The organism is Parafannyhessea umbonata, assembly GCF_900105025.1.
Lineage (GTDB): Bacteria > Actinomycetota > Coriobacteriia > Coriobacteriales > Atopobiaceae > Parafannyhessea > Parafannyhessea umbonata.
Genome location: NZ_LT629759.1, coordinates 2,115,617 through 2,135,575 on the forward strand (window position 1 = coordinate 2,115,617; position 19,959 = coordinate 2,135,575).

At 64.1% G+C, this 19,959-nt stretch carries 17 protein-coding genes; 12 read left to right on the plus strand and 5 right to left on the minus strand.

Annotated elements, in window-relative coordinates:
* The first annotated feature begins 233 nt into the window (after nt 1–233).
* The 9 genes from nagA (at nt 234) to BLT96_RS09540 (ending at nt 11,743) form a co-directional block, all read left to right on the plus strand.
* Nucleotides 234–1,397, plus strand: a complete 1,164-nt coding sequence (nagA, locus tag BLT96_RS09500) for an N-acetylglucosamine-6-phosphate deacetylase (RefSeq protein WP_245719270.1) — start codon at nt 234–236, stop codon at nt 1,395–1,397.
* Nucleotides 1,398–1,923: 526 nt separating this feature from the next.
* Nucleotides 1,924–3,003: a putrescine carbamoyltransferase gene (gene ptcA, locus BLT96_RS09505; RefSeq protein WP_090863811.1), complete on the plus strand. Its 1,080-nt coding sequence runs from the start codon at nt 1,924–1,926 to the stop codon at nt 3,001–3,003.
* A 132-nt stretch (nt 3,004–3,135) separates the two neighbouring features.
* On the plus strand, nt 3,136–4,563 hold the full coding sequence (locus tag BLT96_RS09510; protein WP_090863813.1) for an APC family permease: 1,428 nt from the start codon (nt 3,136–3,138) through the stop codon (nt 4,561–4,563).
* Nucleotides 4,564–4,730: 167 nt separating this feature from the next.
* Complete coding sequence (locus BLT96_RS09515) at nt 4,731–5,945, plus strand: agmatine deiminase family protein (RefSeq protein WP_090863815.1); 1,215 nt, start codon at nt 4,731–4,733, stop codon at nt 5,943–5,945.
* Between the two features lie 182 nt (nt 5,946–6,127).
* Entirely contained in the window at nt 6,128–7,600 is a 1,473-nt protein-coding gene (locus BLT96_RS09520) for an APC family permease (RefSeq protein WP_090863817.1), read from the plus strand.
* A 189-nt stretch (nt 7,601–7,789) separates the two neighbouring features.
* Nucleotides 7,790–9,013 (plus strand): glycosyltransferase, encoded by a 1,224-nt coding sequence (locus tag BLT96_RS09525; protein ID WP_090863818.1) that lies wholly within the window; start codon nt 7,790–7,792, stop codon nt 9,011–9,013.
* Nucleotides 9,010–10,362 carry a sensor histidine kinase gene (locus BLT96_RS09530; RefSeq protein WP_090863820.1) on the plus strand — a complete coding sequence of 451 codons (1,353 nt, stop codon included), beginning with the start codon at nt 9,010–9,012 and terminating at the stop codon, nt 10,360–10,362. Before BLT96_RS09525 ends, BLT96_RS09530 begins: the two co-directional genes overlap by 4 nt.
* A 59-nt stretch (nt 10,363–10,421) precedes the next feature.
* Nucleotides 10,422–11,159: a LytR/AlgR family response regulator transcription factor gene (locus BLT96_RS09535; RefSeq protein WP_197674348.1), complete on the plus strand. Its 738-nt coding sequence runs from the start codon at nt 10,422–10,424 to the stop codon at nt 11,157–11,159.
* Nucleotides 11,160–11,269: 110 nt separating this feature from the next.
* Nucleotides 11,270–11,743 (plus strand): metallophosphoesterase family protein, encoded by a 474-nt coding sequence (locus BLT96_RS09540; protein ID WP_090863822.1) that lies wholly within the window; start codon nt 11,270–11,272, stop codon nt 11,741–11,743.
* Between the two features lie 58 nt (nt 11,744–11,801).
* Here BLT96_RS09540 and BLT96_RS09545 read toward each other — a convergent pair whose 3' ends face one another.
* Nucleotides 11,802–12,512 (minus strand): phosphatase PAP2 family protein, encoded by a 711-nt coding sequence (locus BLT96_RS09545; RefSeq protein ID WP_090863823.1) that lies wholly within the window; start codon nt 12,510–12,512, stop codon nt 11,802–11,804.
* A 127-nt stretch (nt 12,513–12,639) separates the two neighbouring features.
* Nucleotides 12,640–12,957: a thioredoxin gene (gene trxA, locus BLT96_RS09550; protein WP_090847325.1), complete on the minus strand. Its 318-nt coding sequence runs from the start codon at nt 12,955–12,957 to the stop codon at nt 12,640–12,642.
* Between the two features lie 132 nt (nt 12,958–13,089).
* On the opposite strand from trxA, the gene BLT96_RS09555 reads away from it, so the two are divergent.
* From BLT96_RS09555 to BLT96_RS09565, 3 genes are all read left to right on the plus strand, one after another.
* The gene (locus BLT96_RS09555) at nt 13,090–13,644 is read left to right on the plus strand and encodes a hypothetical protein (protein WP_090863825.1); all 555 of its coding nucleotides are present in this window, start codon (nt 13,090–13,092) and stop codon (nt 13,642–13,644) included.
* Nucleotides 13,645–13,826: 182 nt separating this feature from the next.
* Complete coding sequence (gene pgi / locus BLT96_RS09560) at nt 13,827–15,521, plus strand: glucose-6-phosphate isomerase (RefSeq protein WP_090863827.1); 1,695 nt, start codon at nt 13,827–13,829, stop codon at nt 15,519–15,521.
* 372 nt (nt 15,522–15,893) lie between these two features.
* Nucleotides 15,894–16,961, plus strand: a complete 1,068-nt coding sequence (locus BLT96_RS09565; protein ID WP_090863829.1) for a carboxylesterase family protein — start codon at nt 15,894–15,896, stop codon at nt 16,959–16,961.
* Between the two features lie 169 nt (nt 16,962–17,130).
* Here BLT96_RS09565 and BLT96_RS09570 read toward each other — a convergent pair whose 3' ends face one another.
* From BLT96_RS09570 to amrA, 3 genes are all read right to left on the minus strand, one after another.
* Entirely contained in the window at nt 17,131–17,406 is a 276-nt protein-coding gene (locus tag BLT96_RS09570; RefSeq protein ID WP_090847329.1) for a GNAT family N-acetyltransferase, read from the minus strand.
* Between the two features lie 142 nt (nt 17,407–17,548).
* Nucleotides 17,549–18,445 carry an AmmeMemoRadiSam system radical SAM enzyme gene (gene amrS, locus BLT96_RS09575; RefSeq protein WP_090863831.1) on the minus strand — a complete coding sequence of 299 codons (897 nt, stop codon included), beginning with the start codon at nt 18,443–18,445 and terminating at the stop codon, nt 17,549–17,551.
* The gene (gene amrA / locus BLT96_RS09580) at nt 18,442–19,881 is read right to left on the minus strand and encodes an AmmeMemoRadiSam system protein A (RefSeq protein WP_090863833.1); all 1,440 of its coding nucleotides are present in this window, start codon (nt 19,879–19,881) and stop codon (nt 18,442–18,444) included. The genes amrS and amrA overlap by 4 nt, the downstream gene beginning before the upstream one ends.
* Nucleotides 19,882–19,959 lie beyond the last annotated feature (78 nt).

A 19,959-nucleotide genomic window follows, 5' to 3' on the forward strand; every position in this document is an offset into this window, starting at 1 on the left:
AGTTCGTGGCCGGTTCTTTTTTATAACGCCACGCCCCCTTGTCGCACCGCCATGCGATGTCTTGTGTACCATTAGCGATAACAATTCGTAGCGTTACGTCCGCCATGGTATGTTTTCGCAAGCTTGTGGCTCCGCTGCCTGGCGTGTTGGTATGGAGGGCCATGCTCCCTTGCCACCCGGCGGACATGCGCTGCATCGCGAAGGTTTATCACGTACTCTGGAGGTGCAGGAAATTGGCAGGCAACAGCTTCTCCCTCAAGGCTCGCGGTTTGTTCCTTCCCGCAGGCTTCCGTGCCGGTGGCTTTCTGGAAGTGCGCGATGGAGTCATCGTAGGTGTTTCGGATGCCCCCTCGCCGGATCTCGAGGTGGTCGACTACGGTGACGCCACCGTGGCGCCGGGCTTCGTTGACACTCACATACACGGTTACGCAAACCACGACTTCATGGACTGTGACCCAAACGGTAATCGTAAGATTCTTGATGCTCTTGCGCACAAAGGGACCACGTCCATCCTTGCAACTACCTTGACCGCATCAACTGACGCTATCGACAAGGCGTGCGCCGGCGTCGCGAAGACCGTGGAGGAGCGCCCCGCTGGCTCGACCGAGGCTCGCATCCAGGGAATCTTTCTGGAAGGCCCGTTCTTCACGGAGAAGCACAAGGGTGCGCAGAATCCCGCCTACCTTTGCGACCCCAGCCTCGACAAGCTGAGGCAATGGCAGCGGTCCGCGCATGGCCTCATTCGAAAGAGCGCCCTCGCGCCCGAGCGCAAGGGCTCCGACGCATACGTGCGCGGCGCCGCAAAGATGGGCGTCGTCACCGCGCTTGGCCACTCCGACGCCACGTGTGAGCAGGGTCGTCACGCCGTGGACGCCGGCGCATCGGTCTTCGTCCACACGTACAACGGCATGAGCGGCCTGCACCACCGCACCCCTGGCCTCGTAGGCTGTGCCATGACCACCGACAACACGTACGCGGAGCTCATCTGCGACGGTCTGCACGTCATGCCCGCCGCAGTCGACGCGCTCGTGCGCGCGAAGGGTTGGAGCGAAGTGGCGCTGGTTAGCGACTGCCTGCGCTGTGGCGGCATGCCCGAAGGCGACTACATGCTCGGCGAGCTCCCCATCGTGCTGCGCGACGGCGTCGCGCGCCTGCGTGACGAGAACAACATCGCGGGCTCCATCCTCACCATGGGCGGCGCGGTGCGTAACATCGTCGACTGGGGCGTCGAGTCACTGGAGCACGCCGTCGCCATGGCAACCATCGTGCCTGCGCGCTCCGCGGGAATCGCTGATCGCTGCGGCCAGATTCTGCCCGGTCGTGACGCGGACCTGGTGGTGCTTGGTGCAGACCTCTCCGTTCGCGCGACCTACGTCGGTGGCGTGCTCGTCAAGTAGGGTAGAAGTGCTGCTCGGCGAGAAGATCGGTCCCCCATTACCGAGATCATGACAAGGACCATTGCAAGCCTGGTTCCCAACAACGCGTTGGGGGCCAGGTTTTTTGATGGTTGCGACGTCGGCGCGGCGAAGGCGGTGCGTTCTTCTCCCCCGCGAGGTTGACCCCTCTCCGAGGGGTGGGCTTTGGTGCGACCCATTGGGTTCGTGATGGAGCTACAACCGAGCTGAACTGTGGTCGGCGGATTTGAGCGTGCGCGAGCGAACGGTAGGAAAACCGGCACGAACGGCTAACACTCCGTAAACCGCGTCGTAACGAACTGTATAAGAAAGTAAAACAGAAAGCTCGCTACAATGCCATGTACCAGCGGAATTAATGAGGTTAGTGCTTGGTTTAGTGCAGTTCATCCACATTGGAACCCGGATAAACTGGCCCCGGCCGCTGACACGTTGCACCATGGTCGCGAAAGCAAGCCAGCCGGGGTTGGCCCGGCGGCTACGTGCAAGGTTCGAGAAAAGGAGCACCGCAATGGCAATGCCCAAGGACTTTATCGATACCAACGACTTCACCAAGGAGCAGATTCTTGCGATCGAGGACCTCGGCCTCGCGATGAAGAAGGCCATCAAGGTCGACGGCTACTATCCCCACCTCCTGCGCAACAAGTCCCTTGGCATGATCTTCCAGCAGGTTTCCACCCGCACCCGCGTATCGTTCGAGACCGCGATGACCGACCTCGGCGGCCACGGCGAGTTCTTTGGCCCCGGCACCATCCAGCTTGGCGGCCACGAGTCGCTGGGCGATACCGCCCGCGTCATGGGCTCGCTGCTCGACATCATGATGGCCCGCGTCAACCGCCACGCCGACGTGGAAGGCCTGGCCAAGGGCTCCGCTGCCCCGGTCATCAACGGCATGAGCGAGTTCAACCACCCCACGCAGGAGATGGGCGACCTCATGACGATGCTCGAGAACCTGCCCGAGGGCAAGCGCATCGAGGACTGTAAGCTCGCCTTCATTGGCGACGCGACGCAGGTCTGCGTGTCACTCATGTTCATCTGCTCCATCATGGGCATGGACTTTGTGCAGTTTGGTCCCAAGGGCCACACCATTCCCGACGGCGCGCTGCACGTTGGCACCCCCGAGGAGCGCAAGGCGTTTGGCGATCACCTGATGGCCGTTGGCAAGGCAAACTGCCAGAAGTCTGGCGGCACCATCACGATTTCCGATGACATCGAGTCCATCAAGGGCGCGGACTTCGTGTACACCGACGTGTGGTACGGCCTGTACGACGCCGAGGAGTCCGGCGCGTCCTACATGGACGTGTTCTATCCCAAGTACCAGGTCACCATGGACATGATGAACTTTGCCGGCCCCAACTCCAAGTTCATGCACTGCCTGCCCGCGACCCGCGGCGAGGAGGTCGTGGACGAGGTCATGGACGACCCCGAGCGCTCCCTGTGCTGGGTCGAAGCAGAGAACCGCAAGCACTCCATCCGCGCGCTTCTCGCGACGCTCGGCCCTCGTACGCCGCTTAACGACGAGGACGTGGACTACTCGGCCAAGGACGAGCTGCACGCCGCCCTCGCGAAGATCGAGGAGCTTCAGGCATAGTACCAGGCGCATCAGGGTTGGGGCGCGCCCATAAGGCGCCCCTCTCCCTGGCGTCGGTCTGCGCCGGGGAGAGCGGCTTTTCTCGCCCAGCCGGATCTTTTTCCGCTGGGCCAGAAGGAGAGAGGGAATTGCATGGGAGAGAAGAAGGGCATTTCGTTCCTCACCATCATCTCTACGGTCATCTGCGTCGTCTTCGTGTGCGAGGCGGCGGCGCCGGCCGCGGCGATCGGAAACCAGCAGTTCTTCTGGTGGATCTTCCTGATCGTCACGTTCCTGATTCCGTACGGCCTTGCGGTCGCGGAGCTGGGAACCACCTACGACAGCGACGGCGGCATCATCGACTGGATTCGCGATGGGCTGGGCGACAAGTGGGCCGCGCGTGCGTCGTACTACTACTGGGTGAACTACCCGTTCTGGATTGCGTCGCTCGCCACCATGTTCCCGCCCATCTTGAACATGGCGTTTGGCATCCAGTTCAACCTTGCGACGTCGCTCATCATCGAGCTTGCATTTACCTGGATCGTCACGGTCATGGCGTTCTCGAAGGTGTCTGACTCCGAGTGGGTCCTGAACGGCGGCGCCATCATCAAGGTTGCAATTGCCGTGGTCGTTGGTTGCATGGGCATCTGGTTTGCCTCGCAGCACGGCTTCGCCAACGACATGAGCCCGCAGACGTTTTTGCCCTCCGGCCTGAACGGCCTTAGCTACATCTCCATCATCATCTTCAACTTCATGGGCTTCGAGGTCATATGCACCATGACCGGCGACATGAAGAACCCCAAGGTCGAGATTCCGCGTGCCATCATCATGGGCGGCGCCGCCATCGCAATCATCTACCTGTTCTGCGGCTTTGGCATTGGCGCGGCGATTCCCGCCAACAAGATCGACCCGGACTACGGCATGATCGTGGCCGTTCAGACCATGGTCGGCAACTCCTGGCTGTTCAAGCTCATCTGCGTCGCGTTCCTGGTCACGCTGTTTGCGAATATGGCGTCCTGGTCGTTTGGCGTGAACTCCGTGGCCGCCTACGCCGCCCAGACCGGCAACATGCCAAAAGTCTTCGGCAAGATGAACCCCAAGACCGGCATGCCGGATGGTGCGGCCATCACCAACGGCGTCGTGGCGTCGCTCGTGCTGTGCATACAGCTCATTCCCGTCGAGGCGATCTCCAACGGCATCTTCTGGATGCTGTTCAGCCTTTCGGTTGTCTTCCTGCTGCTTACCTACGTCCCCATGTTCCCGGCGTTCATGAACCTGCGAAAGAACGACCCCAACCGCGAGCGCGTCTACAAGATGCCGTTCAAGGGCGGTCTGCTCAAGGCTGCGATGATCATCCCGATGATCGAGCTCGTCGGCGTCATCATCACCACCGTCGTGCCGCTGTCCGCAGACGAGGTGTCCTCCAAGATGCCGATGCTGATAGGGTTCTTCGTTCTTCTCGCCATTGGAGAGGTCGTCCGCGTGGTCTCCGCAAAGGGCCGCACGGAGGAGTACCACGGCCTGACGCCGGAGCTTGCCCAGAAGCGCCTGGAAGAGGAGGCGGCGGAGTCCGCGGAGTAGAGACCGCGCCTGCCGCAACTACCGTGGCGACTGCGGCGCACGGGCGAGAAGGGCCGCACCCGCTGCCGCAGCTTGCACCTGGCTTCAAGCAATCTTTGGCTTACCTGTTCTTGTCTTACACGTAACGGCGGGCACATGTGCGCCCGCCACCGCAAGAGGAGGATTTCATGCGTACCATTACCGAGTCCGAGTCCACCCCGAGGGTCGACGGCTTCCACATGCCTGCGGAGTTCGAGCCGCAGGACCGCGTCTGGATGGGCTGGCCGCACCGCACCGACACCTGGGCGTTTGGTGCCAAGCCCGCCCAGAGGCAGTACGCGGCCATCGCCCGTGCGATCTCCGAGTTCACGCCCGTCGTCATGTGCGTGAACGAGGCGGACTACGCCAACTGCAAGAAGGTGTTCGAGAACGACGAGGACGTCCTCGTGCTCGAGATGACCACCGACGACGCGTGGTTCCGCGACACCGGCGCCACCTTCGTCGTGAACGACAAGGGAGAGAAGCGCGCAAACAACTGGCACTTCAACGCGTACGGCGGCCTTGTGGACGGCCTGTACTTCCCGTGGCGCTCCGACGACGAGATTGCCCTCAAGATGGCGGAGTTCGCGGGCTGCCGCACCTATCGTCCGGATGACATGATCCTGGAGGGCGGCTCCATCACCGTCGACGGCGAGGGCACGCTCGTCGTGACCGACCAGTGCCTGCTGTCCCCGGGCCGCACCTGCTCCGCCGTGATGGCCGAGGAGGAGGACGAGGACACCATCTGGCCCAAGTACGCCCGCAAGTTCGAGCCCTGGAGCGAGGAGCTTCGCGCGTACATGACCGAGCACCTCAAGGACTACCTGGGCGTGGAGAAGGTCATCTGGGTGAAGGAGGGCATCGACCCGGAGGAGACGAACGGCCACATCGACGACGTCGCAACGTTCATCGCGCCTGGCGTCATGGCATGCATCTGGTCCGACGACCCGGACTACCCGTTCTACCGCCAGTGCCACGAGGCGTACGAGACGCTCTCCAACGCGACGGACGCCAAGGGCCGCAAGCTCAAGGTCTACAAGCTCCCCATGCCCGTGAAGCCGCTGTACATGACGCAGGAGGCCTGCGACTCCATCGACGTGGACGAGGCCGCGGAGCCGCGCGTTCCGGACGAGCCGCTCATCGCGTCCTACATGAACTACCTGGTCACCAACCACGGCGTCATCACCCCGCAGTACGGTGACGAGAACGACCAGCTTGCCGTCGACACCCTCCAGAAGATCTACGACGAGACCTGGGGCAAGGACGTCTACAAGGTCGTGGGCGTCAAGAGCGACCAGGTCGTCTATGGCGGCGGCAACATCCACTGCATCACGCAGCAGGAGCCTTCCGCACAGACCAAGTAGCAGCGGCCGCAAGGCGGCGCGCAACGGAGCACGGGGTACGGGCGAGAAGAACGCGTTCCTCTGTGCGAAGCTCCCTCCCAGGCGGGGCGTCCCGACGGGGCGCCCCGCTTTGCGTTCCGAGCCGCCACGGCACCGCGGCCGCCACGGCAACCACCGGCCACCCCATCGCGTTTGGAGGAATCATGGCCAGAAAGAAGCTGCGTCTAAAGGACGTGGTCCTCTCCATAATCTGCGTCGTCTTCACCATCGAGGCGTGCGCGCCCGCCGCCGCGATCGGCAACTCCTCCGTGTTCTGGTGGCTCTTCCTGTTTGTTACCTTCCTCATCCCGTACGGCCTGATCGTGGCGGAGCTTGGCACCACGTATGCGGAGGGCGCTGGCGTGTACGAGTGGGTGCGTGACTCCCTGGGCAGACGCTGGGCAACGCGCGAGGCATGGTACTACTGGGTGAACTATTTCACGTGGCTTGCGTCCATCGCCGTGCTGTTTCCCACCACCATCGGCGCCATGCTGGGACACCAGCTTCCCGTGTGGGTGTCCGTTGCCATCGAGCTTGCATTTATCTGGTTCGTGGTGTGGGTCTCCATGCAGGAGGTTGGCGACATCTCCTGGGTCATGAACCTCGGCGCCGTCGTCAATGTCCTTCTCGCCCTGAGCGTTGGCGGCATGGGCATCTGGTACGGCAGTCGTCACGGGTTCGTGTCGCCGCTCACGCCGCAGTCCATGCTGCCAGACTTTGGCGACCCCACAACGTTCACGTACCTTTCCGTCATCATCTACAACTACATGGGCTGCGAGGTGATCGCAACCTTCGTCGACTCGATGGAAAGCCCGCAGCGCGACATGCCCAAGGCCATCGTCGCGTCTGGCCTCACGATCGTGGCCATCTACCTCTTTGTTTCGCTTGGCATCTCCACCGCCGTGCCGCACGATAGGATCGACCTTGCCTCGGGCGTGGCGGATGCCGTTGCCGCGATGATCGGCGCGCGCAGCTGGCCGTTCATGCTGGTGTCTTTGGGCTTCCTGCTCTCGTGCTTCGCGAACATGATCAGCTGGTCGCACGGCGTGAGCTCCGTGACCAACCGTGCGTCGAAGGAGGGAAACCTTCCGCGTGCCTTTGGCGCGGAGGATGGGAAGGGCCGCCATCTTGGCTCGTGCGTGATGACGGGCGTGTGCACGTCTGCCCTGGTGGTGGCCGGCCCGCTGCTGGAATCGCTCGGCATCGGCATCTTCTATGTGGCGCTGTCGCTTGACATCGTGTTCACGCTGGCCTCGTACGTGCCCATGTTTCCCGCATTCCTGCGCCTGCGCAAGATCGACCCAAGTCGCCCGCGTCCCTTTAGGGTGCCTGGCGGACACGTGGCAAACGCGCTGTTCTGCTGGGTGCCGGTGGCGGAGCTCGTCGCGTGCATCGTGATATCGCTCGTGCCGTTTGGCATGGCGACAGACCAGCTGAAGAAGCTCCCCCTGCTTGGCGCGACCGTTGCCGTCATCATTTTGGGCGAGGTCGTGCGCCACGTAAGCTACCGCCACGCGACCGAGCGCGCCAGCGAGCTTGGCGTGGAGCTTCCCGCCGCGAAGATGGGTCCGGACTGGGACAGGCGCTACAACATCCATCCCCGCGCCTACCACCTGGGACACGGAAGCAGGCGCTAGCCGCGGCGGATTTCGCGCGTGCGTGTCCCATGCCGGCCCCCGTGTCAAACTCATCTCGCCAAATCGCATTAAACAGGCAACAGACGGCGCAACTGCGGGTATCATAAGACAACATAGCAGTTAGCCATCGGAGGTTCCCGCGCCGTCCGCGCTTTGGGGCGCGTGGGGGACAGAAGGGCCCAGCCGGTCTTGAATCCCGTCATCGTCATACCATCCTACTGGGCGGAAAGCGACGCTCCCGCCAAGATCGGCGAGGTCGGCGTATATGACCACGCGACGCCCGTGACAAAGCCGTTGCCCGAGCTCGAGACCTGCCTCTCGTCGCTCGACGCGGTGCGCGGCGTGCTGAGGGTCGTGGTGCTCCTGGTATGCGATCCCGCATGCGAGAAGAGCGCTCGTGCGAGGGTCGACGGCGTCTGCCGCCAGCACCCCAGGATCAATCCGCTGGTCATAGGCTCGGCAGAGGCAAAGCTCATACGCGCGGCCATCGACAGGGCCGTGCCGCGGCTCGAGGGCGACCCTGTTTCGCTTCGCGGCTACGGTGCCATTCGCAACATGGGTCTGGCCGTCGCGGCGGTGCTCGACCACGACGTGGTGGTCTTCCTGGACGACGACGAGGTTGCCCTGAACGAGAACTTCCTGATAGACGCCGTGTACGGCATGGGGCTCAGCACGCGCCAGGGCCTTAAGATCGCCGCGAAGAGCGGCTGCTACCTCGACTCCCACAACTCGCCGTACGCGTCCATCACGCGGGCGCGGTGGGTTGACCGCTGGTGGTCCAAGCGCGTGGAGTTCAACCAGTGGATGCATCGCGCGCTGGGCGGAACGCGCATCAGCCGCTCCAACTACGTGTGCGGCGGCTGCTTCTGCGTGGGCGCCAGCGTGTTCAGCAAGGTGAGCTTCGACCCCACCATCACGCGCGGCGAGGACCTTGATTACCTGTTCAACCTGCGCATGCACGGCTACGACGTGTGGTTTGACAGCGCGTGGCGCGTCCGCCACCTGCCGCCTAAGATTCCCTCGCACGCGGCCCGCTTCATGCAGGACGTGTACCGGTGGAACTACGAGGTAGAGAAGCTCGCGGTCGCGAACTCCATAAAGGGCATGCGCCAGGTGCGGCCGGAATCCCTGCGGCCGTATCCCTCGGAGTGGATATCGCCTGGCGTGCGCATCAGGATCGCGCATACGTCGCTGCGCCGCGCCATCGTGGGGCCAGAGCGCCTGGACTATCTCAAGATCTGGCTGCGCGGCAGGCACGTGGCGCAGCAGTGGGCGCGGCGCGTCGCGAGCAGCTACTTCAGCTTCCAGACGTACTGGCCGCAGGTGATGTCGTCGCTCTGGGGCGACGCGAGCCTGGCAGAGCAGATGGTCAAGATGGGGACGCCGGCTGGCATGGGTGGTGAGCAAAAGTGACAGGACCTAGCTACGCCCACCGCGGACCCGTGATCAACGTTCTTCTCGCCATCCTGACGGTAGCGCTCATTGCGCTTCTGGTGTGGGGCCTTCTGACTGCGAACCTTGTGGCCGCCGTTGTGGCGGGTGCCGGGCTTGCCGTGGACATCGTGCTTGCCGGCGGCGTAATGCTGCTGGTGCCGGAGGACATGCGCTCGCAGGCGACGGAGCGCATGCTGCGCGTGTCGTCGTCCGTGCTCACCCATATGAACGGTGGCCTGACGCCAGAGAACTGCACGGCCGTGTGCCAGCTGCTGCTGCCGGAGACCACGGCGGCGGCCGTCGCCATGTGCGACGACGAGGCGCTCCTCGCGATCGTGGGAGGCGACGAGTCGAAGCATCGCGTTGGCGAGCCAAACTCGCCCACCACCAGGGACGTTATAACCAGCGGGAGGATGCAGACCTTCTCGTACAGCGAGGAAAACGAGTGGCTGGACGCAGACGACGACGCCGCGAGCACCCCGCGCGACGAGGAGTATCCCGTGGGCGTCGCGGTGCCGCTCATGGTGCGCGAGCATGCGGTGGGCACCCTCGAGTTCTTCTATCGCAACGGGAGCGACGTGGACCGCACGCAGCTCACCATCGCGCGCGGCTTTGGCGAGCTGCTGTCCACGCAGCTGTCCGCCTACGAGCTCGACCGTCAGGCGGAGCTCACGGCGCGCGCAGAGGTGAAGGCTCTCCAGGCCCAGATCAACCCGCACTTCCTCTTCAACACACTCAACACCATCGCCGCGTTCACGCGCACGGACCCCGCGAAGGCGCGCGACCTGCTGCGCGAGTTCTCGGCGTTCTACCGCCGCACGCTCCAGAGCTCGCAGTCGCTCATACCGCTTGCGGAGGAGCTTGAGCAGACGCGCCGTTATCTCACGATAGAGAAGGCGCGCTTTGGTGAGGACCGCATCCTGGAGAGCGAGTCCGTGGCGCCGGGATGCGAGAAGGTCATGGTCCCCGGCTTCATCGTGCAGCCAATCGTGGAGAACGCCGTGCGCCACGCCATGCGCGACGAGGGACCCCTCACGATTGACGTTCAGGTGGTAGAGGATGGCAACGACGTGCTGATTGCCGTTGCGGACGACGGCCTGGGCATGACGGAGGACGTGGCGGAGCGGCTGCTTTCCGGCTCGTCGCAGGATTCCAGCGACAGCTCGCGTGGCACGGGCATCGCGCTTCGCAACGTGTCGGAGCGGCTGCAGCGGTTCTACGGCGGCGATTCCAGCGTGGAGATCATGTCCAAGCTGGGCGAGGGCACGTGCGTCACGCTGCGGCTTGCGGGCGTGGCTCCCAAAGGCACTGACGGTCGGATAGAATAGGAACGTTGGCTTATGCGCGGCGTGGCCGTGCAGGTGTTCCAAAGGTTAGGTGATGTGACTTGCTGAACGCACTGATCGTGGACGATGAGGCCCCCGCGCGTTCTGAACTAAGGTACCTCCTTGAGGAGACGGGGCGCGTCGACACCATTCGCGAGGCGCTGAACGCCCGCGAGGCCGTGGAATCCCTCGTCAAAAGCAAGGAGGGTACCGACCAGCGCATCGACGTGATATTTCTGGACATTTCGATGCCGAAGACGTCTGGCATGCAGCTTGCCGAAGCCTTGCACAAGCTGAAGAACCCGCCGGCGGTGGTGTTTGTGACCGCGTACAGTGAATACGCGCTCGAGGCGTTCAACGTGGACGCCGTCGACTATCTCATGAAGCCCGTTGAGACCGACAGGCTCAACCGCGCGCTCGACAAGGTGGAGGCCATCGTGAAGCCCGCGGCCGCGAGCCACCCCACGCAGGAGCGCATCCCCGTGGAGAAGGGCGGCCGCAAGGTGCTCGTCCCCGTGGACCAGATTCGCTACATCGAGGCGAAGGACGACTACTCCTGCATCTACACGGACGGCGACCGCTTCCTCTCTACCATCTCGCTTGCGAAGCTGGAGCAGAAGCTCACGCCGCACGGTTTCTTCCGTGTGCATCGCGGCTACATCGTGAACCTGGACCACGTCGAGGACGTCGAGGTCATTTCCAGCGGCATTCTGCAGCTGGGCATCAAGGGCGTGGAAGAGAAGAAGATTCCCGTGTCGCGCCGTCGCGTCGTGCCGCTGAAGCGCGCGCTCGGGCTGTAGCACGCCCCGGTTACGCACGAACCGCCTGCGTACGGACCCCGCGCACGTACGGACAAAACCTGCATCCAGGGCACGCGCAGACACTTGACAGAAGAGAAGAGCAGGAATTTATGCGCTTTGACATAGTCTCCGACACACACGGCTACTTATCGGACGAGCTTTTGTCCGAGCTTAGGGGCGCCGACGTGATAGTGCATGCCGGAGACATGTGCTCCGAGTCAGACTTCCACACCCTGAACGACATTGCCATGACCTACATGTGCAGGGGCAACAACGACTGGGGCTACACCTACGACTCGTTCGTCACGAACCTCGTGAGGTTCTTTGCGGCTGGCCTGCGCTGGGAGGTGTGTCACTATCAGGAGCGCCTTGACCTTGCTACCTGCGAGGTTGCCATCTGTGGGCACACCCACCGTCCGTTTGTGACGCGCAACAACAAGACAGGCGTGCTCATCATGAACCCCGGCAGCCCCACCTTCCCGCGCGCGGGCGGGCCTAGTATAGGCCGCATCATCGCAGACGACGGCAAGATTCAGAGTGCGAAGATCATCCCGCTGCGCGCGCAGGACTGGCAGGAAGCGTAAAGGGCCGGCGGGACGCGCATGTCCTGCGCCTGCGCCGCCGGCAAGCTTGCGATCGTCTTTATGCCTTGCGGCTGGCGCCGCCGTCCTTCTCGCCCGGCACGTCCTGCGACGTATCGCGCGGCGTGAGGAAGATGGGTGCAAGAAGCTTGGTGTACACGCCAAGCCACGCGATGGACGCGCAAAAACCTGCAAGCACGTCGGAGGCGTAGTGGACGCCCAGGTAGATGCGGCTAAGCCCCACGAGCACGATTACGAGGCCAAAGCCGATGATGCCGAGCCAGCGCACGAAGGCGTCCTTCTCGTAGCGCCAGACCATCCAGATGAGCAGCCCGTAGAACGCCATCGCCACCATGGAGTGGCCGGACGGGAAGCTGAAGCCGCTTTCCGCCACCAGGCGGTAACCCTCAGGGCGAGGGCGCTGTACCAGCGTCTTTAGCAGCAGGTTGAGCAGCGTGGCAAGCACGAGGTTAACCGCGGCGCACAGACCGGGGCGGCGTCCGGGGGCGAAAGCCTCTATTACCAGGAGCATCACCACCAGCACCACGGGGTAGGCGAGGTCTGATATCGACTGCATGATGGGCGTGAGCCACGCCGTGCGCATATGCATCACGACCAGGCTGTATGCGGCGGCGTCCAGGCGCATGATGTCGTCTTTTTTGACCTCAAACAGAAGCCAGATAAAGGCGATCACCGCAACGAGCATGAGCATTGCACGCCGGCTCTGCACCAGCCGCGCGATCGCGTTTGCCTTGCGCTTGCCTTGCGTCATGGGATGACCTCCGTGGTTGCAGCCATGCCGATTGCGGCCGTACAGAAAACTGCAAGGTCGCCGAGCGGCCGACACAAAAAAGCGGACGCCGCGCAGACGTCCGCAACAAGTGTATGTGAAACGAGCCTTACAGGTTTGCCTCGAGCTCCTTCACGAGGTCGGCCTTCGGCATGTTGCCCACCATGGTGTGGACGGGCTTGCCGTCCTTGAACAGGATGAGCGTGGGGATGGACACGATCTGGAACCTCTGGGCCAGGTCGCCCTCCTCGTCCACGTTGCACTTGTAGACGGTCAGGCGGTCTGCCATCTCGTCCCCAACCTGCTCGACCACGGGGCCAAGCGCGCGGCAGGGGCCACACCAGGATGCCCAGAAGTCAACCAGGACCGGCTTGTCGGAGCTTGCGAGGACGGAGTCGAAGTCCGCGGAGGTGATTGCGTTTGCCATTAACTCTCTCCTTCGAAGTGGCGCCCACGGGCGCACAGATTGTCTCTGGAGCGCTTATACCCAATCTGCACAGGATTGCGGCGCTAGAATCGAATCCATAAAGCCAACGGGTGCAACACGAGGGGAGCGGCCATGCCGTCAGACAGGGAAGCGCGTCGCGACGCGTACGTGGCGAAGACCCGCTCGGAGCTTGCGGGACTCGCGTCGGAGGGCGTGTGCATGTCTGGCAACTCCTTCTCGTCCGTCCTGTTCGCAAAAGGCGAGCTCAACGCGGGCGAGAAGGACGGTCGTCCCGTGCTTTCGGGCGAGGACGGGACGGCGCTGCGCAAATCGCTCGAGGCGCTGGGCTACGCACCCGAGGACTGGGCGGCGCTTTCGTGCTCGCTCGACACCGGCGAGCCGCTGCCTGCACAAACGCTGCGCCGTGCCGTGGCCGCGCTCGACCCGGCGACGCTCATCCTGTGCGACGAGGCTGCCGCCGCGGCCGCGCGCGAGGCGTACGCGGACGAGCTTGCGGCGCTTCCGGACTTTGCGGAGGCGATGCTCGCGCCCGGCATCGTGGCGCTGGTACTGGGCATGCGCGTGCTGAACCTGGGCGGCTTCGAGGCGGCGCTTGCAGACAAGCGCCAGAAGCAGGTCATGTGGGCGCGCCTGAAGCGCGTGCCACCGCTGGGGGAGCCCATCTAGCGGCGCCGGGCCCGCGGTCGCGGCAAAGGGGCCGCGATCTTCTCACCTGCGCAAGTCTGTTGGCACTTTATGCCTTGTCACGCATCTTTTGGCGAACGGGGTAGAATTAGGGCTGTATGTTGCGGTCGCCGCCCGGGCGACCCGGTCTTGCACATAACTGCAGTCAGACCTAAGGAGCTAGCATGCCAGACGTACCCGCACCCATCGACGCGACGCAGACCCCAGAGTGGAAGGCCCTCCAGGACCACTTCGACAGTCTCCAGTCCAAGGGCATCAGCCTGAAGGATTGGTTCGCCGCTGATCCCCAGCGTGTCCAGAAGCTATCGTTTGACCTGTCCGACCTGCACTTTGACCTGTCGAAGAACCTCGTGACGGACGAGACCGTCAAGCTGCTGGCCGCCCTTGGCAAGGCCGTGGGCCTTGAGGAGCGCCGTGCCGCCATGTTCAGCGGGGTGCACATCAACACCACCGAGGACCGCGCCGTCCTGCACACGGCGCTGCGCCGCCCCGCGTCCGACGCCGGCAAGCTCATCGTCGACGGCCAGGACTGCGTGAAGGACGTGCACGAGGTGCTGGACCGCATGTACGCGTTTGCGGACAGCGTGCGCTCCGGCGAGTGGAAGGGCGTCACCGGCAAGAAGATCGAGACTGTCGTCTCCATCGGCATCGGTGGCTCTGACCTGGGCCCGGTCATGGTGTACGAGGCCCTCAAGCCGTACGCGGACGCCGGCATCTCCGTGCGCTACGTCTCTAACATCGACCCCAACGACATGGCCGAGAAGGTCAAGGGCCTCGACCCCGAGACCACGCTGGTGGTCATCGTCTCCAAGACGTTCACGACGCTCGAGACGATGACGAACGCGCGCGAGGCTCGCACGTGGCTGCTTGAGGGCCTGAAGGCCCAGGGCGCAATCGACGGCTCCGACGCCTCGGTTGCAGATGCCATCAAGAAGCACTTCGTCGCGGTCTCGACCAACCTTGAGCTCGTGGAGCAGTTTGGCATCGATCCGGCGAACGCCTTTGGCTTCTGGAGCTGGGTCGGCGGCCGCTACTCCGTCGACGCCGCCGTTGGCCTGTCGCTCATCATCGCGTTTGGCCCCCAGATGTTCAAGGACTTCCTGGCCGGCTTCCACGACCTCGACACCTACTTCTGCGAGACTCCGCTCGAGCAGAACGTGGTCGCGCTCATGGGCCTCATCAACGTCTGGTACGTCAACTTCTTCAAGGCCGCAAGCCACGCCGTGCTGCCGTACAACCAGTACCTGCACCGCTTCCCGGCGTATCTGCAGCAGCTGACCATGGAATCCAACGGCAAGTCCACGCGCTGGGACGGCACGCCCGTCACGTCCGATACGGGCGAGATCTTCTGGGGCGAGGCCGGCACCAACGGCCAGCACGCGTTCTACCAGCTCATTCACCAGGGCACGCGCATGATCCCGGCCGATTTCATCGCGTTCGTCAACACCCCCAACCCCACGAAGGACGGCGACCAGGACGTGCACGAGCTCTTCCTGGGCAACTTCCTTGCGCAGACGAAGGCCCTCGCCTTTGGCAAGACCGCGGACGAGGTCCGTGCGGAGGGCACCGCGGAGTGGATGGTCCCGGCGCGCGTCTTCACCGGCAACCGCCCGACCACCTCGATCTTTGGCGACACGCTGAACGCGCACGCGCTGGGCGAGCTCATCGCGCTGTACGAGCACATCACCTTTGTCGAGGGCACGGTCTGGGGTCTGGACTCCTACGACCAGTGGGGCGTCGAGCTGGGCAAGCAGCTTGCGAAGCAGATCACGCCCGCGTTCCACGACGACGAGGCGCTTGCCGCCCAGGACGCCTCCACGAAGGCGCTCATCGCGTACTACCGCGCGCACCGCAGGTAGGCGCGAGGCTGCTGCGAGGTAGGTGCAAGGCAGTCGCAAGATAGGCGCAAGCTTGCCGCGTGCGGCGCCGAGCAAAGCTAAAACATGTTAGGCCCCCGGAGCTGGCATCTGCCTTTGGCTCCGAGGGCCTTCTCTTCTCGCCCCGTGGGCGAGAAGAACGTGCGAACATGGTTGCGACCCCACCTTGCAGACGTCTTGCGTGCGTCTTGCGGAAAGCTTTGGAGGCGCCATGGCAACGTATCGAACCATCACGGCCGCAGCGGACATGGGTGCGTACGTGAGCAAGCTCGTGCTTAACCTGCCGCGTGACGTTGTGGATGCCGAAGACCTTGCAGATGCCTTTAGCGTACGTGTGGATGGGGCGGCCGTGGCGTGTTCCGCGCGTGGGCGTGTGACGAGAAGGCCGTGCGCCGCCCCAGTGGTGGCCACGTGGTGCTCGAGCTTCCGGAGGTGAAGGCGACCCGTCGCATAGGCGGCGGTGTCATGGGCTCGAGGGAGCTCATGCCCGTGTTTCACGTGGCACAGCGCCGTGCGCTTGCGTGCGTGGGGGATGAGGCGCCGCTCGAGGGTCTCGTGTTTGACGAATCTACAGGTGACACCTGCCCTGACCTGCGTGGATGGGACCTCACAGGCGAAGGCGACTTCGATGGGTGCCACATGCGCTTCTCGCTCTTTACGCCAGAGTGCGCGCGGGACGGCCGCGCGCCGCAGCCACGGTCCGTGCCGCTGCTGCTGTGGCTGCATGGTGCGGGGGAGCCGCGCGTGCCGTTTCTGACGGTCATGACAAACAGGGTGACGGCGCTGGGGCAGCCGGACATCCAGGCAAAGCTCGGCGGCGCGGCGTACGTGCTGGCGCCGTCTTCGCCCACATACTGGATGGACTCTGGCTCCGGCCAGATGGAGGACGACAACCAGAGCCGCTATGTGCGAGCGCTTGGCGACATGGTGCATCGCGCGGTCGCGGCGTCGCCGGCCGCCGACCCTTCGCGCGTGTACGTGGGCGGGCTCTCGAACGGCGGGTTCATGACGTGCCGCCTGCTGGCAGATTACCCGGACCTGTTTGCCGCGGGCGTTGCCGTGTGCCCCGCGTGGAACGACGACCTTGCGACGGAAGCCGAGGTCGCGTCCATCGCGCGCACGCCGCTCTGGCTGGTGCAGTCCGCAGACGACGACATCATCGACCCGCGGCGCACCTCCATCCCCACGTACTGGCGCCTTCGGCGTCTGGGTGCAAACGTCCACCTTACCCTGTTTGACCGCGTGGACGACCTGACGGGCCGCTACCACGACGCATCGGGCGCGCCGCTGCGCTACCGTGGCCACTTCTGCTGGATCGAGGTGTACCACGACTTTGCGAATCGTGATGCGGATGGATCGCCCGTGATGGTCGACGGACGTCCCGTGAGCTTGTGGGAATGGGTCGGTCTGCAACACAGGTAAAGACACGTGCAAGATGGGCACAACACGGATGCACATGGTTGCGCACAAGCACGCGACTGACACACAAAGGGAGCGGGCGGCCGTTGGCAAAAGCCACGTGCCGCCCGCTCCCTTGCGTCTGTCTTTCGCAAAGCTTGCAGTTGCCTGCGCCGCCGCGTCGACTGTCGCGCTACTCCGTCACCAGGCTCTGGTACTCCGGGTGCTTCTTGAACCACGCTTGCGCATAGCTGCACGAGAGCCTGGCCTTCTTGCCGGCTGCCTTGATGTGCTCTGCCGCGCGACCCATCAAGAGTCCCGCGGTGCCCATGCCGCGCTCCGTGGGCGCGACGTACGTCTTGTTGATGTCCACGACGCCGTCCTCTGCGTCGGGAAAGAGGACTGCGCCCTTGACCTCGTTGTCGTCGCCAAGGAACTTGACGCTGTTGTCGTCGACCTGAAAGATCATGTTGAGCCTCCTTAGGGTGCCAAGCGGGGGCCGCGTGGCAAAATCACCATGCGGCCCCCGCTAAAAACTGCGTATGTTTTGATGTATACCCGCAAAGGCAAACGCTAGACACGGCGTCTTCGCGGGTGGTCGCGTTGCGCTGTCAACAGTTGCCCACAAGCACGCAGTCAAGCTCTTCTCGCGCAACGTCAGCCAGGTGATAGACAAGCTGTACGTCCGTTGGTCGTGCGTCGGACATGTGCCAGCGCGGGAAGAACCGCGTCACGTGCAGCACCACCCCGCGGTTGACGGAGGCAAGCCACCGCGACAGACTTCGCATGTGGGCGTCCGTGTCGTTCATGCCGGGCACGACGAGCATAGTCACCTCCAGGTGGCAGCCGGGCTCCGCGGCCAGCACCTCTATGGTGTGGCGCACGGCGTCAAGCGCTCCGGCGGGCGCGCCGCACGCGTTATAGAACGCGGGCGAGAAGGACTTGAGGTCTATGTTGGCGGCATCCACCAGGGGTGCGAGGGTTGCAATTACCTGCGGCGTCGCGCACCCGTTCGAGACGAGCACGTTCGCGAGGCCTGACTCGTGCGCAAGCTCGCCGCAGTCGCGCACGTACTCCCAGCCAACGAGCGGCTCGTTGTACGTGTATGCGATGCCGGCCATGCACCCGCCCGCGGCCTCCTGCTCGCGCCGCACGTCCAGCGCCATGCGCACCAGCTCCTGCGGCGAAACCTCGCGCCACGGCACGTCGCCTTCGCCGGACTGAGATATCTGCCAGTTTTGGCAGAACGGGCACCGCAGGTTGCAGCCGTAGCTTCCAACGGAAAGAACGGTCGAACCTTGCATCCACCTTGCGATGGGCTTCTTCTGTATGGGGTCGAGCGCGATGGAAGTGAGTCTGCCGTAGTTGTCTGGCAGAACCCTGCCGTCCTGGCAGCGTCGCGCACGGCAGTATCCCAGCGCACCTTCCTCAAGCTTGCAGTGCCGTGGGCACGCGTCGCACGTGGCGCACGTTGCGCGTGCGCTGCTCGAACCCGCGCCCGCCGTCATGTGTGCCTCACCACCTCGAAGCGGTCAAGGTGCCAGTCGTCGCGCGCAAGGTCGATTCCGCCTTTGCGCGCCGCAATGCGCACCTGCTGCTCCACGCTGTCAACGCCGTCAAGATCGGGCAGCAGCAGTCCGCGCCGCCCGTCGTCCGTGCTCACGATCACGCCGTAGCGGTGCACGTCCAGGTCCTGCGGCCCCGCGATACGCTCCGGTGGCGTCAGCACGTCCACGTCGTACACCAGCTCCCCAAGTTCGCCCTCGCGTACGGGCGAGAAGCGCGGGTCGTGCGCGCCGGCAGAAACGGCGTTGCCCAGGATCTCTGCCCACAGGGTGTCGCGCGTGGGCATGATGGTCCCGATGCAGCCGCGCAGCTCGCCGTCCTTCTTGAGCGAGACGAAGCAGCCGGCCGGGCTGCCGTCCGCCGCCTTGCGCAGCTGGGCAAGCAGTCCGTCTGGCACGTCGTCCGCGTGTAGGCGCTCGCCTGTGCGCACGAAGGTCTCGAGCGACAGCCGCGCCAGCCTCACGAGCGGGTCCTCCGCCTCCTTGCGCCGGCGCATCTCATCGCGGTGGGCGTCCTCGTACGCGGAAAGGAAGTCGCGAGCCGGGTCCGCACGCTCTTCTCCCGTGGGCGTAAACGCCGCAACTCCGTAGCCAACGCCGAAAGGCCCCTGGTAGGAAAGGAGCTCTGCCTTGACGTCCGTCTGGTCAAGCGCGCCGGCCATGATCTGGAAGCTGCGCAGTCCGCATTCCGCGTCGCGCTCCGCAAACCCGCGGTCGATCATCAAAAGGTCAAGAAAATCCGCGGTTGCGAAGTCGTCGCACACGCGCCGGTCGAACTCGGGACCCTCTGGCGCAAAGCCGTACGGGCCATCTGGCGCAAGCTTGTGCGAAAGGTCGCCGGATGCCACGTACACGCAGCGTCGCCCCAGCACGCTCGCTACGCGCTGCACCAGCGCGCCCATGCGGTAGTGGTCCGCGGGGGAGAGGCCGGATATGCCCATGCGCACCACCTTGTAGCTGGGCTCGCGCCCGGCCTTGCGGTACGCCTCTTGTATAAAGTGCAGCGGAATCATGGTTGCGTGGTCAAGCGCGGGATCGCGCTCGCCCTCGCAGCCGGCGGCAAGGGCGTCTGCGTCCGCCGCCGCGGCGAGCGCCGTCACAAACTCCGTGTCGTAGTGCGCCGCATAGCGGGCCTCTCTTGCGCCAAACTGCCCAAAGTCGCCCTCCGCGGACGCGCCGGGCGACACATGGATGTAGTCGCGGTACATGACGGAGTGCGGGGACGATATCACTATCGTCTGTGGGTCGACCTCCGCGATGCGCGTACCTACCTGCCGGTATGCGTCGATCGTGTCCTGAATCTCTTTCTCGCGACCCCTGCCTACGGCCGGGATGATCAGAGGTGGGTGCGGAACCGCAAACGCCGCTACGATTGCCATGGATCCTTCTTCCCCGACATGCGCAAGCGGGCGCACGATGCGACATCCGCACCGCGCGCCCGCATGTGACGCCGTTAT

Coding starts and splice junctions, on each gene's coding strand:
- ptcA (WP_090863811.1), top strand. CDS start 1,924: ATGGCAATGCCCAAGGACTTTATCGATACCAACGACTTCACCAAGGAG.
- BLT96_RS09510 (WP_090863813.1), top strand. CDS start 3,136: ATGGGAGAGAAGAAGGGCATTTCGTTCCTCACCATCATCTCTACGGTC.
- BLT96_RS09515 (WP_090863815.1), top strand. CDS start 4,731: ATGCGTACCATTACCGAGTCCGAGTCCACCCCGAGGGTCGACGGCTTC.
- BLT96_RS09520 (WP_090863817.1), top strand. CDS start 6,128: ATGGCCAGAAAGAAGCTGCGTCTAAAGGACGTGGTCCTCTCCATAATC.
- BLT96_RS09540 (WP_090863822.1), top strand. CDS start 11,270: ATGCGCTTTGACATAGTCTCCGACACACACGGCTACTTATCGGACGAG.
- BLT96_RS09545 (WP_090863823.1), bottom strand. CDS start 12,512: ATGACGCAAGGCAAGCGCAAGGCAAACGCGATCGCGCGGCTGGTGCAG.
- trxA (WP_090847325.1), bottom strand. CDS start 12,957: ATGGCAAACGCAATCACCTCCGCGGACTTCGACTCCGTCCTCGCAAGC.
- BLT96_RS09555 (WP_090863825.1), top strand. CDS start 13,090: ATGCCGTCAGACAGGGAAGCGCGTCGCGACGCGTACGTGGCGAAGACC.
- pgi (WP_090863827.1), top strand. CDS start 13,827: ATGCCAGACGTACCCGCACCCATCGACGCGACGCAGACCCCAGAGTGG.
- BLT96_RS09570 (WP_090847329.1), bottom strand. CDS start 17,406: ATGATCTTTCAGGTCGACGACAACAGCGTCAAGTTCCTTGGCGACGAC.
- amrS (WP_090863831.1), bottom strand. CDS start 18,445: ATGACGGCGGGCGCGGGTTCGAGCAGCGCACGCGCAACGTGCGCCACG.
- amrA (WP_090863833.1), bottom strand. CDS start 19,881: ATGGCAATCGTAGCGGCGTTTGCGGTTCCGCACCCACCTCTGATCATC.